The 15,656-nt window shown below is 56.5% G+C and carries 12 protein-coding genes; 11 read left to right on the top strand and 1 reads right to left on the bottom strand.

The window, feature by feature from the left end; genetic code table 11:
* Positions 1 to 13: 13 nt before the first annotated feature.
* The 6 genes from ACGTIC_RS09360 (at position 14) to ACGTIC_RS09335 (ending at position 12,183) form a co-directional block, all read left to right on the top strand.
* Positions 14 to 2,446, top strand: coding sequence for a glycogen/starch/alpha-glucan phosphorylase (locus ACGTIC_RS09360; RefSeq protein WP_113855816.1), 2,433 nt, complete (start codon positions 14 to 16; stop codon positions 2,444 to 2,446).
* 23 nt (positions 2,447 to 2,469) lie between these two features.
* Positions 2,470 to 4,491 (top strand): 1,4-alpha-glucan branching protein GlgB, encoded by a 2,022-nt coding sequence (glgB, locus tag ACGTIC_RS09355; RefSeq protein ID WP_113855817.1) that lies wholly within the window; start codon positions 2,470 to 2,472, stop codon positions 4,489 to 4,491.
* Positions 4,492 to 4,552: 61 nt separating this feature from the next.
* Positions 4,553 to 5,992, top strand: a complete 1,440-nt coding sequence (gene glgA / locus ACGTIC_RS09350) for a glycogen synthase GlgA (protein WP_059075929.1) — start codon at positions 4,553 to 4,555, stop codon at positions 5,990 to 5,992.
* A 64-nt stretch (positions 5,993 to 6,056) separates the two neighbouring features.
* A complete protein-coding gene (gene malQ, locus ACGTIC_RS09345) occupies positions 6,057 to 9,446 on the top strand; it encodes a 4-alpha-glucanotransferase (protein ID WP_113855818.1) in 3,390 nt (1,129 codons plus the stop codon).
* A 279-nt stretch (positions 9,447 to 9,725) separates the two neighbouring features.
* Positions 9,726 to 10,148 (top strand): hypothetical protein, encoded by a 423-nt coding sequence (locus ACGTIC_RS09340; RefSeq protein WP_059076082.1) that lies wholly within the window; start codon positions 9,726 to 9,728, stop codon positions 10,146 to 10,148.
* Entirely contained in the window at positions 10,138 to 12,183 is a 2,046-nt protein-coding gene (locus ACGTIC_RS09335; protein ID WP_113855819.1) for an AAA family ATPase, read from the top strand. Before ACGTIC_RS09340 ends, ACGTIC_RS09335 begins: the two co-directional genes overlap by 11 nt.
* A 455-nt stretch (positions 12,184 to 12,638) precedes the next feature.
* Here the strand turns inward: ACGTIC_RS09335 and ACGTIC_RS09330 are convergent, their stop codons facing one another.
* A complete protein-coding gene (locus ACGTIC_RS09330; protein ID WP_162816243.1) occupies positions 12,639 to 12,803 on the bottom strand; it encodes a hypothetical protein in 165 nt (54 codons plus the stop codon).
* Between ACGTIC_RS09330 and ACGTIC_RS09325 the strand changes: the two genes are divergently transcribed.
* The 5 genes from ACGTIC_RS09325 to ACGTIC_RS09305 all read left to right on the top strand — a co-directional run bounded on the left by ACGTIC_RS09325 (position 12,792) and on the right by ACGTIC_RS09305 (position 15,600).
* Positions 12,792 to 13,280 carry a hypothetical protein gene (locus tag ACGTIC_RS09325; protein ID WP_113855821.1) on the top strand — a complete coding sequence of 163 codons (489 nt, stop codon included), beginning with the start codon at positions 12,792 to 12,794 and terminating at the stop codon, positions 13,278 to 13,280. The genes ACGTIC_RS09330 and ACGTIC_RS09325 overlap by 12 nt on opposite strands.
* A 408-nt stretch (positions 13,281 to 13,688) precedes the next feature.
* Positions 13,689 to 13,964 carry a hypothetical protein gene (locus ACGTIC_RS09320; protein ID WP_059076623.1) on the top strand — a complete coding sequence of 92 codons (276 nt, stop codon included), beginning with the start codon at positions 13,689 to 13,691 and terminating at the stop codon, positions 13,962 to 13,964.
* On the top strand, positions 13,936 to 14,472 hold the full coding sequence (locus ACGTIC_RS09315) for an N-acetylmuramoyl-L-alanine amidase (protein ID WP_113855822.1): 537 nt from the start codon (positions 13,936 to 13,938) through the stop codon (positions 14,470 to 14,472). The genes ACGTIC_RS09320 and ACGTIC_RS09315 overlap by 29 nt, the downstream gene beginning before the upstream one ends.
* 306 nt (positions 14,473 to 14,778) lie before the next feature.
* Complete coding sequence (locus tag ACGTIC_RS09310) at positions 14,779 to 14,994, top strand: DUF1659 domain-containing protein (protein ID WP_059075785.1); 216 nt, start codon at positions 14,779 to 14,781, stop codon at positions 14,992 to 14,994.
* Between the two features lie 381 nt (positions 14,995 to 15,375).
* Positions 15,376 to 15,600: a DUF2922 domain-containing protein gene (locus ACGTIC_RS09305; RefSeq protein ID WP_059076626.1), complete on the top strand. Its 225-nt coding sequence runs from the start codon at positions 15,376 to 15,378 to the stop codon at positions 15,598 to 15,600.
* The last annotated feature ends 56 nt before the right edge of the window (positions 15,601 to 15,656 follow it).

The following is a 15,656-nucleotide window of genomic DNA, read 5'->3' as shown; positions in this document are numbered from 1 at the left end:
GAGTCCTGAAATAGTGAACACGTGGCAGGATAAAGAAGAATTCAAAAGTGAATTTACCAAAAAAGCACACATCTTGTGGGAAAAGGATCTGCCCGATCTGACACCGAACGAAGTATATCAGACCGTAGCCTTCATGGTCCGTGATTTGGTAAGTGAAGACTGGATCCGCACGAATGAAACCTATGCCGAAGAAAAGGCGAAACAGGTCTACTATTTTTCCATCGAGTTCCTCCTGGGGCGGCTGCTCGATTCCAACCTCATCGGCCTGGGCATGGAAGATGTCTGCCGGGCCGGGCTCAAGGACCTGGGCTGGGACCTGGACCGGATCATCCCGGAAGAACGGGACCCGGGACTGGGAAACGGGGGCCTGGGCAGACTGGCTGCCTGCTTCATCGATTCCCTGGCAGCGCTCCAGCTTCCTGGCCATGGCTGCAGTATCCGCTATCAGTACGGACTCTTCAATCAGCGCATCATCGACGATCAGCAGGTCGAACTGCCTGACAGCTGGCTGGCCGACGGGTTCCCCTGGGAAGTCAAGAAAGTCGATAAGGCCGTCAACGTACGCTTCGGCGGCAATGCCTACATGCGCCCTTCCGAAGACGGCGGCCTGGAATGTGTCTACGAAAAATATTCTTCTGTCCGTGCCGTGCCCTACGATGTCCCCATCGTAGGCTATCACAACCATACGGTGAACACCCTGCGCCTGTGGCGGGCCGAATATTCCCGGGAAGATATGTACCGCGAATTGTCCCTGGGCGACCGGCACCGGGCCTTCCACTACAAGAACAGCGTGCAGCTCATTTCCCGCTTCCTCTATCCCGAAGACAGCACGGAAGAAGGGCGCAAGCTGCGGCTCATGCAGGAATACTTCATGGTATCGGCGGGCCTGCAGTCCATCGTGCGCTATTACAAGAAAAAAATCAAAGAAAGCCTGTATAAATTCGATCAGTACATCGCTATCCATATCAACGATACCCATCCGGCCCTGGTCATCCCCGAACTCATGCGCATCCTCATGGATGAAGAAGGACTTTCGTGGGATGCGGCCTGGAATGTGACCGTCCGCACCGTGGCCTATACGAACCACACCATCCTGCCGGAAGCGATGGAACGCTGGTCCATTCCCATGTTCAAGTCCCTGCTGCCGCGGATCTATCTCATCGTGGAAGAACTGAACCGGCGCTGGCTGGCCGAAGTCCGCAAGCGCTTCCCCGGCGACGAAGACAAGGCCCGCGATGTGGCCGTCCTCTGGGATGGACAGGTCCACATGGCCCATCTGGCTGTCCTCGGCAGCCACAGTGTCAACGGGGTTGCGGAAATCCACTCCCAGATCCTGAAGGACTCGACGCTGCACCAGTTCTACACCTGTTTCCCGTCGCGTTTTTCCAATAAGACCAATGGCGTCTCCCACCGGCGCTGGCTCATCCAGTCCAATCCGCAGCTGGCAGGACTGCTCGATGACACCATCGGGCCGGACTGGCGGCTGGAAGCCAAACGCCTCATAGACGTGGAAAAATTTTCCAAAGACCCGGCCTTCCTCGAACGGCTGGCCCAGGTGAAACAGACCCGCAAATATATCCTGGCCGATTATATCCAACAGAAGTATGAAGTAAAGGTAGACCCGGCATCGATCTTTGATATCCAGATCAAGCGGATCCATCTCTACAAACGGCAGCTCCTCAATATTCTCCACGTCCTGCACCTGTATTACGTCCTCAAGGCCAATCCCCGGATGCAGATTACGCCGAGGACCTTCCTCTTTGGCGGCAAGGCAGCTGCCGGCTATGGGGAAGCCAAGCAGACCATCAAGCTCATCAACGTCGTGGCCCGGCTGGTCAACAACGACCGCCGTATCCGCAAGCAGATGCGCGTCCTCTTCCTGGAAAACTACAACGTCTCCCTGGGCCAGCTCCTGTTTCCGGCCGCCGATGTGAGCGAACAGATCTCTACGGCCGGAAAAGAAGCGTCTGGTACGGGGAATATGAAATTCATGATGAACGGGGCCATCACCCTGGGCACCATGGACGGGGCCAACGTGGAAATCCACCGCGAAGTGGGTGATGACAACTGCGTCATCTTCGGCCTCCGGGCCAACGAAGTCATGGATTATTATATCCACGGCGGCTATTCCTCGTGGAATATGTACAGCGAAGATGCGGATATCCGCCAGATCATGAACAGCCTCGTCGATGGATCCCTGGGAAATGGCGAATCCTTCGGCATGCTCTACGATTCACTCCTGGACCGCAACGATGAATTCTTCGTCTTAAAAGATTTCAAACCCTACTGTCAGGCACAGCAGGAAATCGAACGGCGTTACAACAAGCGCCTCCAATGGCTCCATTCCAGCGCCGTCAATATCGCCCATTCGGGCTATTTTTCCAGCGACCGGACCATCCGCCAGTACGCATCGGGAATCTGGCACCTGAAACCGGTCAAGAGTTGATGTAATAAAGGAGGTGTGCACGGATGAAACTCAGTGCCATCGATGATTATAGTACCTATCTGTATCATCAGGGAACGAACGACAGCAGTTACCGCCTCTTTGGCGCGCATTTTACGGCGTACCGGCGCAAAGCCTGCGTGCGCTTTGCCGTGTGGGCACCTCATGCACAGGCCGTCAGCGTCGTCGGCGATTTCAATGAATGGGATGAAACGGCCGACCCCATGACGCGCAGCGACAAGGGAAACGGCATCTGGACCTGCTATATTTCCGGTCTTTCCGAAGGGGATAACTACAAATACGCCATCACGACGGCTTCGGGCGATGTCATCCTCAAAAGCGACCCCTATGCCTTCTGGTCGGAAGTCCGGCCCGATACGGCATCGAAGCTGACCAAGCTCCATTATACGTGGAAAGACAAGAAATGGATGGCCAGCCGCAAAGACTACGATTCATACGCCCAGCCCATGCTGACCTATGAAGTCCACCTGGGCTCGTGGCGGCGCAGAGAAAACGGCGATATGCTGACCTACCGGGAACTGGCAGACCAGCTGGTAGACTACGTGAAAGATATGCATTATACCCATATCGAGCTCATGCCGCTGTGCGAATATCCTTTTGACGGCTCCTGGGGCTATCAGGGGACGGGCTATTTCTCCGTGACCAGCCGCTACGGCAGGCCGGAAGACTTCATGTATTTCGTCGATCACTGCCACCAAAACGGCATCGGCGTCATCGTAGACTGGGTACCGGGCCATTTCTGCCGCGATGCCCACGGCCTGCGATATTTTGATGGCGAACCGTGCTACGAATCGGGCAATCCCATCCTGGCGGAAAACAAGGAATGGGACACCATGAATTTCGATTATGGCCGCACGGAAGTGCAGTCCTTCCTCATTTCCAGCGCCCTCTTTTTCCTGAAGGAGTTCCACGTCGATGGCCTGCGCATCGATGCCGTGGCCAACATGCTGTACCTCGACTACGGCCACAGCGACGGCCAGTGGCAGCCCAATAAATACGGCGGCCGGGAAAACCTGGAAGCCATCGATTTCATCCGCCGCCTCAATAAAGCCGTCTTCGCCGAAGTCCCCCAGGCCCTGATGATCGCCGAAGAATCGTCGGCCTGGCCGCTGGTGACGAAACCCATCGAAGTGGGCGGACTGGGATTCAATTATAAATGGAATATGGGCTGGATGAACGACATGCTGCGCTATATGTCCATGGATCCCTTGTTCCGCAAAGACCATCAGAACCTCATTACCTTTTCCCTGTGCTATGCCTTTTCGGAAAATTTCGTCCTGCCCCTGTCCCACGATGAAGTCGTCCACGGCAAACGGTCGCTCCTGGATAAGATGCCCGGCGATTACTGGAAGAAATTTGCCGGCCTGCGGGCCTTTTACGGCTACTGGATGTCTCATCCGGGCAAGAAGCTCCTGTTCATGGGCGGCGATTTCGGCCAGTTCATCGAATGGAAATACGATGACAGCCTGGACTGGCATCTCCTCGATTACGACATGCACCGCAAACTGCACGACTACGTACGGGAACTGAACGGATTCTATGCATCCCATTGCGAATTCTGGCAGGAAGACTTCGACTGGTCCGGCTTTTCCTGGATCAGCTGTGATGACCGGGACAACAGCGTCATCGCCTTCTTCCGCAAGGGGATCCACAAGGAAGACCTGACCATCGTCGTCTGCAATTTCACGCCTGTCGTGCGCCACGATTACCGCTTCGGCGTGCCCCAGCCCGGCACCTATGTGGAAGTCTTAAACAGCGATGACAGCCGCTTTGGCGGATCCGGCGTGGTCAATGAAGGAAAATTTACGGCAGAAGACATCTCCATGCACGGCATGGACCAGTCCCTGTCCCTGACGCTGCCACCGCTGGCAGCCATATACATCGAACTCGATTCGGCGGCAGAAGCTCACCGCACCGTATCGGCTGCTATGAGCGGCACCGTACAGAAACGGCGCGCCCCGGCCCGGGGAAAATCCCGGACAGGCAAGGCTTCCCCTAAGAAGAGAGCCAGGAAAAAACAGAGTTGAATGACATAATCATCATACGATGGGATCATAATTTTAAGAGTGTACTAAGAAGGTGATACAGATGGTAAAAGTATTGTTTGCGGCTTCCGAGGCCGTTCCTTTTATCAAGACCGGAGGCCTGGCAGATGTCATGGGAGCGCTGCCGAAGGCACTGGCATCCAAAGGGATGGATGTGCGTCTGGTCATTCCCAAATACAGCCAGATTGCCGAATCGTTCCGGGCACAGATGAAACCGGTCACCCACGGCATCGTCAACCTGGCCTGGCGCCAGCTCTACTATGGCGTAGAAGAAATCGACTGGAACGGCGTCACGGTCTACTTCATCGATAACGAATGGTATTTCAAGCGGGACCGCCTCTACGGGTTTGATGACGACGACGAACGGTTCGCCTATTTCTGCCGCGCCGTCCTGACCATGCTCCCCAAAGTGGGATTCCAGCCGGACATCATCCACTGCAACGACTGGCATACGGGCCTCATGGGCGTCTTCCTGAAAGAAGATTTCTATCATGACCCGTTCTACCAGCACATGAAGATTATCTATACCATCCACAATCTCAAATACCAGGGGATTTACCCGCCATCCATCATGCGCGACATCATCGGCCTGCCGCAGGAACTCTTTGACAACGGCAACCTGGAATGTGATGGCTGCGTCAACTACATGAAATCAGGCATGGTCTATGCCGACTACATTACGACTGTGAGCAAGACCTATGCCCAGGAAATCACCTATCCCTATTTCGGGGAACGTCTGGATGGCTATATCCGCTCGGCCCGGGACCGCATCACGGGCATCATCAACGGCCTCGATGAAGATGAATACAACCCGGCGGCGGATAGGCATATCGCCGCGACTTATACGGCCGATACCTTCCCGGCCAGGAAGCATATCAACAAGGAAGCCCTGCAGCGGGAACTGGGCCTTCCTGTCAACCGCAATATCCCCGTCGTCGCCATGGTGACCCGCCTGGTAGCGGATAAGGGACTGGATCTGGTGACCTGCATCATGGATGAACTCATCGAAGAAGATATCCAGCTGGTCATCGTCGGCACCGGCGACTGGGCCTACGAAGATGCCTTCCGCAATCTGGCCCGGCGCTATCCGACCAAGGTGTCGGCCAACATCCTCTTCAACGAAGGCCTGGCCCATCAGGTATATGCTGCCGCCGACATCTTCATGATGCCGTCCCGCTACGAACCATGCGGCCTGAGCCAGCTCATCGCTCTCAAATACGGGGCCGTGCCGGTCGTCCGGGAAACGGGGGGACTCAAGGATACGGTCATCCCCTTCGATAAGTATACGAATCAGGGCAACGGCCTGACATTCATGAACTTCAATGCCCATGAACTGCTGTTTACCGTCAAGAGAGCCCTCAGCTACTACGCCGATCCCGTCGTCTGGGAACACCTCGTCCGCAATGCCATGGAAAGCGATTACGGATGGGACCGCTCGGCCCAGGCCTATGCGGATCTGTATCACACCGTATTAGACAGATAATGACACCAAGGACCCCTGCCCGGCATGCTGCGGCAGGGGTTTTGCGATAAAGAAAGGAACGACTATGGAACTACGCCTATATCATGATTCCCACGACAGCCACTACCGGTCCCGCTTTGGCGCCGTACCGTCCGGGTCAGAGCTGACCCTGCGCCTGTCCGTCAGCGGCCGGCCGGCCTCTTCTTGTAAGGCCACCGTACGGCTCTGGCAGAGCAATGCCGGGGAATCGCTCGTCCCCATGACAGCCGCAGGGGATACCTTTGCCGCGACCTGGCAGGTACCGCAGAAGGGCTGCCTCTTGTGGTATTATTTCATCGTCGAATGGGACGGCAAGCGCCTGTACTACGGCAATAACCAGGACCACCTCGGCGGCGTGGGAGCCCTCTATGACACGGTGCCGCCGGCGTTCCAGATTACCGTCTACGACAAGAACGCCCATACGCCGGACTGGTTCAAACACGCCATCGTCTACCAGATTTTCCCCGACCGCTTCTGCCGCGGCCGCATGGACTGGCAGCACCTGGCGGGCAAACCCGGTGCCGTCATCCACAGCTCCTGGGACGACCGGCCCTATTACTGCAAGAATACGGAAACAGGTGATGTGGTCCAGTACGATTTCTTTGGCGGCGACCTGGCCGGCATCGGAAAGAAACTCGACTACCTCGCAGATTTAGGCGTTACGGCCATCTATCTCAACCCGGTCTTTGAAAGCTGCAGCAACCACCGCTATGGCACGGGAGACTATCACCGCATCGACCCCTTCCTGGGGACTAATGACGAATTTTCTGCCCTGTGCGAAAAAGCGCGCAAGCGGGGCATCCGCATCATCCTCGACGGCGTATTCAGCCATACCGGCGCCGACAGCATCTATTTTAACCGCTTCGGCCATTATCCGTCCCTGGGCGCCTATCAGTCCAAAGAATCGCCGTACTATGAATGGTACCGCTTTACGGACTATCCCGACGACTATGAATCGTGGTGGGGTGTCAAGGACCTGCCGGACGTAGAAGAAACGACGCCGTCCTATATGGATTTCATCATCCGCAGTGAAAACAGTGTCCTCAAATACTGGCTGGGCCAGGGCATCAGCGGCTGGCGCCTCGACGTCATCGACGAACTGCCCGTGCCGTTTTTGCGCAGTTTCTATCATACGCTCAAAGAAGAAAATCCCGATGCCGTCCTCATCGGCGAAGTCTGGGAAGACGCCTCCAATAAGATTGCTTACAGCGAGCAGCGGGAATACCTCTGCGGCTACGATATAGACAGTGCCATGAATTACGCCCTCCGAGCCATGGCCGTGGCCTTCGTGCTGGGCCAGAAAGACGGCGGCCGCCTGGGACGGGAACTCATGCAGCTGGTGGAGAACTATCCGCCGGAAAACTGGTATGCCATGCTCAACCTCATCAGCAGCCACGACATCGAACGGATCCTCACGGTCTGCCAGAGCAGTGATGCCGATGTGCGCGGCGAATCCGTCGCCATGGGCCGGGTGAAGCTGCTCATGGCCTGGCAGATGACCATGCCGGGCGCGCCTTGTATCTACTATGGCGACGAAGCCGGCCTCACTGGGGGAAAAGACCCAGATAACCGCCGTACCTATCCCTGGGGCCACGAAAACATGAGCCTCCTGCGCTGGGTGAAACGGCTGACAGCCCTGCGGCGCAAACACGATGCCCTGCAGACGGGGCGGTTCATCCCCCTGTACAGCAAGGGCGACGTCTACGTATATTGCCGGTCCATCGAAGGCGGCCGCGATGTCTTTGATAAGCCCGCCCGGGACGGACTGTTTGTCATCGCCATCAACCGCAGCACGACGGCCGTCCATTCCATCAGCCTCTATACGGACGGACTGCTGTACGGTAAATTGTACAACGCCCTCATCCCCAACATGGAACCGCTGGAAACGACGGGCAGCCGCCTCGATCTGACCCTGCCGCCACTCAGCATCGTCGTCCTGGCCGGACAAGAAGGGGGAAAACGGCGGGCCGGCATCCTCCTGCATCCCACGTCCCTGCCGTCGCCGTGGGGCTGTGGCGACCTGGGGGAACAAGCCTATCATTTCATCGATTTCCTCAAGACCGCCGGCCAGAGCCTGTGGCAGGTCCTGCCGCTGACACCGCCTCTCGACGGCGATTCGCCGTATTACTCGCGGTCGGCCTTTGCCATGAACGAACGGCTCATTTCCCTCGATTTCCTGTACCGGGCAGGCTGGCTCAAAAGAGAACGCTATGACCAGTACCGCCAGGAAGCGGCGGGGACCTCGTCCTGGGACGAAGCCTGGCAGTGCAAGGAACGCGCCCTCTGGGATATGTCCCACGACCCGGACCTGGTCATTCCCTGGCAGCCTTTTGACACATTCTGCAGAAAAAATAAGAGCTGGCTCGATGACTACGCCCTGTTTTGTGCCGTCCGTGACTTCTTCAAAGGAAAGGCCTGGACCGAATGGCCGGAAGACATTGCCCGCCACGAAGATGCGGCCTGTGCCCGCTACCGGAAGGAACTGGCCGGTGCGGTCGATCATTACCGCTTCCTCCAGTACATCGTACACCGTCAGTGGCAGGACGTGTGCACCTATGCCCATGACAACGGCGTCTCTATCCTGGGGGATATCCCCATGTTCGTCGCCCACGACAGCGCCGACTGCTGGTCCCATCAGGACCTGTTCGACCTCGATGAGGCAGGAAATCCCAGGAGTGTGGCCGGCGTGCCGCCTGACTATTTCAGTGCCGAAGGCCAGCTCTGGGGCAACCCCCTCTACGATTACCAGGCCATGGCAAAAGACGGATACGACTGGTGGGTCCAGCGCTTCCGCCACACCCTGTCCCTGGTCGATGAAGTGCGGATCGACCATTTCCGCGGATTTTCCGCATACTGGTCTATCCCGGCCGGAGCCAGGACGGCCCGGGAAGGGCAGTGGAAACCGGCACCGGGAGAAGACATCCTGCGCCGGGTCTATCAGGAACTGGGGCCGGTGCGGCTCATCGCCGAAGACCTGGGCATCATCACCGACGACGTATGCCGCCTGCGCAGCCATTTCTCCCTGCCGGGGATGCGGGTCCTGCCGTTCCATCTGAAAGAACGGTCTGACGGCCGGCTGTCCTTCGATACGGAACCGTGTTCCATCGCCTATACGGGGACTCACGACAATGACACTACCCGGGGCTGGTACGAATCCCTGCCGGAAGAACAGCAGCAGCGCCTGTGCCTCATGCTGCACCTGTCTAATGATGCCACGGCCAGCGAAGTGACGGCGGCCCTCATCGCATACGTCTACAGCCGCCGGGCGGAAACGGCCATCGTGCCCTTCCAGGACCTGCTGTTCCTGCCGTCATCGGGCCGGATGAACACGCCGGGGACCGTAGAAGGCAACTGGCACTGGCAGCTGAAAGACGGCCAGATGCGCCTGGACCTGGCCCGCTGGCTCTCCAGCCTCTGTCATACGTACCACCGCTGAGAAGGGAACGGGCCATGATCATCAGTGCCAGCCGCCCCGTACGAAGAAACTAGTTCATTTTACAAGTAAGCATTATCATACATACTCCCTTCAGGATAATCGTTCCTGAGGGGAGTTTTTCTATATAAACTGCCTGCAGATTAAAATTTTCTCCCTATTTTCTAATCTGCATTTTTTTGACATATGCTGGATTTTGTGCTAGGCTCAAATCAGTTCGTTTGCAGGAAGTGCAAATGCATCATGCAAAAAAATTTACATCTTGAAAGGAGAATCTGTGACATGGAAAGCAAGGAAGTCTTTTCCTGGGATGACGAGATCGAAATCGTCAAACAGGACTATATCGAACTGGAGCCGGGAGAATATCCCTTTACGGTACAGAATATCACCCGGTCCTATTTTGACGGCAGTGACAAAATCCCTGCCTGTCATGAAATGGATGTGGAACTCCTCGTAGAGACGCCGGACGGTGATGCCATCGTCCACGACCGGTTTTATTTCTGCCGGAAAATGCTGTTCAAGATATCGAGTTTCGCCATGACGTTGGGACTGGCCCGGGTGGGGGACCGCCTGAAAATCGACTGGCCGGCCTTGCGCGGCCGCAGCGGACGGGCGCGGATTTCGACACGGGAATACAAGAACCGCCTGTATAATCAGATAGACCGGTATATCATCCCCGAAGAGGACGAGTGCCGTGCCTTCTGACCGGCAGGACCTTCTGGAGGCCCTGTCGTGGATCGACCCGGCATCCTGTACGTATCAGGAATGGTGCGACGTCGGTATGGCCCTCAAATACGAGGGCTGTACGGCCGGCGACTGGGACAGCTGGAGCCGCCGCGACATGGCCCGCTATCACAGCGGGGAATGCGAACGGAAATGGCAGACCTTTTCCAATACGAGGACGCCCTGCGTGACCGGCGGCACCATCATGCAGATGGCCATGGACCGGGGATACGGCAGGGAAATGGGCGGTAATCTCCCTATTTCCCTTGACGAAGCCATCTACATCGACCCGGGGCCGCAGGCAATCCGCATCGCCCCGGCGGCCGCATGTCCTCGGGAAAGCCGGCGGCCTCTCACGGAGCCGCCGCCCCAATGGGACCCCTGTCAGGATATACGGGACTTTCTGGAACGGCTTTTTTCGCCTGATGATTACGTGGGATACGTCATGAAGTCCATGGAACAGAAAGACCGCTGCGTGCCGGCAGGACGGGGCGTATATGGCCGGAAACAGCGCCACATCATCAAAGCCCTCGAAGCCAGCCACGACGTGGGCTATGCCTTGGGGGACTACGACTACCGCGGCGGGGCCTGGGTGCGCATCAACCCGCTGGATGGAAAAGGAGTGCGCAACAGCAACGTGCGGGAATTTACCTATGTACTGGCCGAAGCAGATGACCAGACTTTACAGCAGCAGCTCGATCGGATATGCAGCCTGAAGTTGCCCGTGGCTGCGCTCGTTTACAGTGGAGGGAAGAGTCTGCACGCCGTCGTACATATCGATGCCGGTACGGATTATGACCTGTACCGCCAGCGCGTCGATTTCCTGTACAAGACCTGTCATGAACACGGCTATCACGTCGATGTGTCCAACCGCAACCCCGCGCGGCTCATGCGCCTGCCCGGTATCCGCCGCGGCGAAAGCTGGCAGTACCTCATACCCTATGACAGTCCCTTTCAGTCCTACACGGAATGGCTGGCTGCGCTGGACGATGAAAAAGAGGGGGAAACGCCCATTGAAAACCTGTCCCGCCTGCGCCGCAACCCGCCGCCTCTTGATCCGGTACTCATCGACGGACTCCTGCGGCAGGGCCATAAAATGATGCTTGCCGGGCCCAGCAAGGCGGGGAAATCCTTTGCCCTCATCGAACTGTGCATCGCCATAGCCGAAGGGACCTCCTGGCTGGGACAATTTCCCTGCCACCGGGGCAATGTTTTATATATCAATCTGGAATTAAATAGAGCGTCCTGTATTGACCGGTTCTGCCGGATCTACAATGCCCTCGGCCTTGCCGGGGACCATGACGACGCCATCGACCTGTGGAACTGCCGCGGTCATGCCCGCCCCATGGAACAACTGGTCCGCGATATCGTCCGCCGGACAGCCGGGAAAGACTACATGGCCATCGTCCTCGACCCTATATACAAAATCACCAATGGCGACGAAAACAGTGCCTTTGACATGGGGCAGTTCTGCAACCAGCTGGACAAACTGGCGGCAGTGAAACAGTGCGCTGTCATCTATTGCCATCACTACAGCAAAGGCAGCCAGACCGTCAAAAAAGCACAGGACCGGGCATCGGGCTCAGGCGTATTCAGTCGTGACGCCGACGCCATCCTCGACATGCTCGACGTCAAAAGCCCTATCGGAGCTCCGCCGGCCTTCCGGATTGAGGCCATCCTGCGCGAATTCGCCCCGCCGCTGCCCTTTTACATCACCTTTGATTATCCCATCCACCACATCGACTACACAGGCCTCATCGCCTCGTATAACGAAGACCTGGACAACCTGGGCCGGGGACGGGAAGACATGCTGGCTGGAAAAAAACAAAAATGCCTCAGCAACCAGCAGCTCATGCGGGAAGTATTTGATGAAATTATGGAGGAAAAGGAGGAAGTCTATATAGGTGACCTGATGAAAAAAATGGGCATGAGCCGCAGTTCCATTAAACGGTACATAGACGAAAGCACGGATTTAGAAAGAAATAAAAAAGGAAACGTATATATAAGAAAAAGATAAATCGAAACGTAATAAATGCCTGCCCAAAACACCTGCCCACATTGGCATATATATAGATATGGACAGTATCACCCTCAAAATTGGCAGCCAGTCCCGGACGGGAAGAGCGGGGAGCTGGAGACTCCCCCGCTCAAACCCGGTCACGGGAACTGGCCCGCGCGGGAAGAGCCGCCGTTAGCGGCTGGTGGTTAGTGGGAAGAGATAGTTTGATGTTTGATGTTTGATGAAGCCGGTTCGACGGACCGACTATTTTTACACAAAAATCAGCATTAGGCCGCACGACAGGAGACGCTTTCTATCCTGAATCGCACGAGATGGTACCAGATGCAAGGCGGAAGAAGGAGGCGTAGTGGAGCTACGAAGGGCCGTTGGTCGTTCATCGAAGCCGGTTTGACGGACCGACTATTTTTACACAAAAATCAGCAAGATAGTGCCGCGACGGCCGGCGTTTTACGTCAGGCATCGCCGACGGGGCCGTCAGATGCAAGGAGGATGGAAGGAGTCATAGCGGCGCTATGGCGACTGACGACGACGCGGCAGATGATGGTTCCGGCGGTGAGGCATAGTAAATAAGCCGGGCGCCGCGGCACGTTAGGAGTAGCATTATTATGGATCTGCAACAGCGGGCCCGGTCGGCATTTGCCATCGTACTGGAGGCCATGACCCGGCGCCAGTCCCGGCTGCGTGCCGACAGGGATATCCGCACATTGACAATAAAACTTATCGAGAAAGTCGAAGCCGTGGCAGAGCCGGAGGACTGGCCGGTCAGCGAATATACGGACGATTTCCGGCAATACCACCCCGGAGACTCGGCCATCTGGGAACGGTTCTTCTTCCACGCCATGTTCGTCAGTACGGACCTGGCGGACTGCCTGTGCTTTTTGCGGGCCGGCGGTGCCATCCTCATCCCCGATGCCGCCTATGGCTACATCATCCGCCCCGTCATCGGCGGGCACGGCTACCGCAGCCAGAGCGAGTACGACCGGATGAAACAGCCTCTCCGGAAATGGCAGGCCGACATCATCCGCATCCTGCGCCTGCTCCATTACGAGCAGCGGCGCTATGCACGGTACGAGGAAGGAAGGCTGGAGTTGTGATGGACCGCGGTCAGTGATTAGTGGTTAGTGGGAAGAAAAGGCAGTTTGAAGTTTGATGTTTGATGTTTGACGAAGCCGGTTCGACGGACAGGGTATCTTTGCCGTCCCTGAGAAGCGGTCCTTCGCAGGGGTAGCTTGCTACACTGCCGGTTCGTCGAACCAACTATCTTTACAAAAAATAGCATTACAGGCCACACGACGGGAAACGCTTTCTATCCTGAATCGCACGAGATGGCATCAGCTGCAAGGAGGATGGAGGGAGCCATAGCGGGGCTATGGTGACCGACGACGACGCGGCAGATGGTGCCAGATTGGGTGAGGCAGGGGAAAGAAGTTTCCTGCCGTGTGGCCGATTGGTTGCCAAGTGACGAAATCCGTCCCCCTTATAGAGTGAAAGGAGACATGCTTATGAATCCATTTATCCGACATTTTCCCAAAGAACGCATCGTCTATTTCGTGCGTCAGGCTATCGAGATGCTGGTATCGCTCAGGCCCTATGCGGCCTGTCGTACCAGTGCCACCTGTCCCTGTCCGGCGGCTTCATCCCGGCCGGTGACGGGCATCGCCATCGGCGATGAAGTGACACTCAATATGCGTTCCCGCAAGCCTGCTGAGCGCAGGCGCGTCGAATTTCCCCAAAGAAAGGAGAGCGAATATGTTTGTTTACCTCAATCCCGGCCATGATATGTTCCGTGACCCGGGAGCCGTCAATGACCATCTGGCTCTGACAGAAGCCCAGCTGGCCCGGGACCTGGCCTGGCTCATCTCGAAACGCCTCGACCAGCACCGGATCCGCAATATCGTCGAGCAGAACGACGACCTCTTTGGCGTCATCTGCAATGCCAACCGCTGGCAGGCCGACCTTTTCGTGTCCATCCATTTCAACGCCTTCAACAGGCACGCCACGGGCACGGAGACCTTTGTGAGCTATACCCCGCACAGCGTCATGGCAGGCCATGCCATACAGCAGAACCTCTGTGCCGCTCTGGAATTGCCTGACCGGGGCATCAAGGAAAACATGAACCTCCTGGTCATCAACAGCACATCCATGCCGGCAGTACTCGTAGAAGTCTGCTTCATCGACAACGATGACGACATACAGCGTTATCAGGCCAGGAAAGGCCAGACAGCCGACGCCATCGCAACGGGCATCATCCAGTACATGGGACAGCTGGAAGGAAAAGCGGCGTAGGAAGGGCCGCCGTTAGCGGCTGGTGGTTAGTGGGAAGGGAGAGAAAAGGCAGTTTGAAGTTTGATGTTTGAAGTTTGACGAAGCCGGATCGTCGAACCGACTAATTTATACAAATAAAATCAGCAATTAGGACCCACGACCGAGGGCGGTTTCCCGCCTGAATCGTCGGCGGGGCCGTCAGATGCAAGGAGGATGGAAGGAGGCGTAGCAGGGCTACGCTGACTGACGACGACGCCGCAGATGATGGTTCCGCCGGCGAGGCAGCGGAAACAAGACATCGGCCGTGCGGCCGGAAAGGAGGCAAAAATGGCAGAACGTAGTAACTTATCCAATAAGTTGAAACTCGTCGTATCCTACCGGGATGCCGACGACAACGAAAAGACCCGTCAGATCACCTTCAAGAATCTGAAGGGCAATGCCGATGCTACCGCCGTCTACGGCGCAGCAGAAGCACTGGCCGGACTGCAGGAAGATGCGCTCATCCGCATCTCCGAAGTTACCGAAAACGTCATTGAGGGATAAAGGCCGTAAATCGTAGGCCGTAGGTCGTTCGTCGAAGCCGGTTCGTCGAACCGATTATTTTCACAAATAAAATCAGCATATAGGACCCACGACCGATGGCGGTTTCCTGTCTGAATCGTCAGAGGAGCCGTAGTTCGTAGTTCGTTCATCGAAGCCGGTTCATCGAATCGACTATTTATACAAAAAAAAATTAGCATATAGGCCACACGACGGGCGGCGTTTTCTAACCTGAATCGCACGAGATGGTATCAGCTGCAAGGAGGATGGAGGGAGTCATAGCGGCGCTATGGCGACTGACGACGACGCGGCAGATGGTGCCAGATTGGGTGAGGCAGGTGAAAGAAGCCGCCAGCCGTGGGTCCGGCGGAAAGGAGAAAAGAAATGGCTAAAAAAGAAACGCGGACGCTTAGTCTGGTACTGATCGACCCGAAAGGCAAGACTGTATCGTACAGCATCCGCAACCCGAAACCGGGCCTTGATAAAGAGGCCGTAGAAAACGCAGTCAAAGCCGTCATCGACGGCAAGATATTTGCTACTGCCAACGGGGACCTGATGGCGCTCAAGAGCTCCCAGGTAGTCACCCGCCAGGTAGAAACCCTGGAATAAGCGCAAGCATAAGGGACGGTAATACAATAGGCGCAGTTATATTGTGTTACCGCCCT

Source organism: Megasphaera hexanoica, assembly GCF_043520715.1.
Lineage (GTDB): Bacteria > Bacillota > Negativicutes > Veillonellales > Megasphaeraceae > Megasphaera > Megasphaera hexanoica.
This window is presented reverse-complemented; position numbering and strand designations above follow the sequence as displayed.

Coding starts and splice junctions, on each gene's coding strand:
- glgB (WP_113855817.1), top strand. CDS start 2,470: ATGAAACTCAGTGCCATCGATGATTATAGTACCTATCTGTATCATCAG.
- glgA (WP_059075929.1), top strand. CDS start 4,553: ATGGTAAAAGTATTGTTTGCGGCTTCCGAGGCCGTTCCTTTTATCAAG.
- malQ (WP_113855818.1), top strand. CDS start 6,057: ATGGAACTACGCCTATATCATGATTCCCACGACAGCCACTACCGGTCC.
- ACGTIC_RS09340 (WP_059076082.1), top strand. CDS start 9,726: ATGGAAAGCAAGGAAGTCTTTTCCTGGGATGACGAGATCGAAATCGTC.
- ACGTIC_RS09325 (WP_113855821.1), top strand. CDS start 12,792: ATGGATCTGCAACAGCGGGCCCGGTCGGCATTTGCCATCGTACTGGAG.
- ACGTIC_RS09320 (WP_059076623.1), top strand. CDS start 13,689: ATGAATCCATTTATCCGACATTTTCCCAAAGAACGCATCGTCTATTTC.
- ACGTIC_RS09315 (WP_113855822.1), top strand. CDS start 13,936: ATGTTTGTTTACCTCAATCCCGGCCATGATATGTTCCGTGACCCGGGA.
- ACGTIC_RS09310 (WP_059075785.1), top strand. CDS start 14,779: ATGGCAGAACGTAGTAACTTATCCAATAAGTTGAAACTCGTCGTATCC.
- ACGTIC_RS09305 (WP_059076626.1), top strand. CDS start 15,376: ATGGCTAAAAAAGAAACGCGGACGCTTAGTCTGGTACTGATCGACCCG.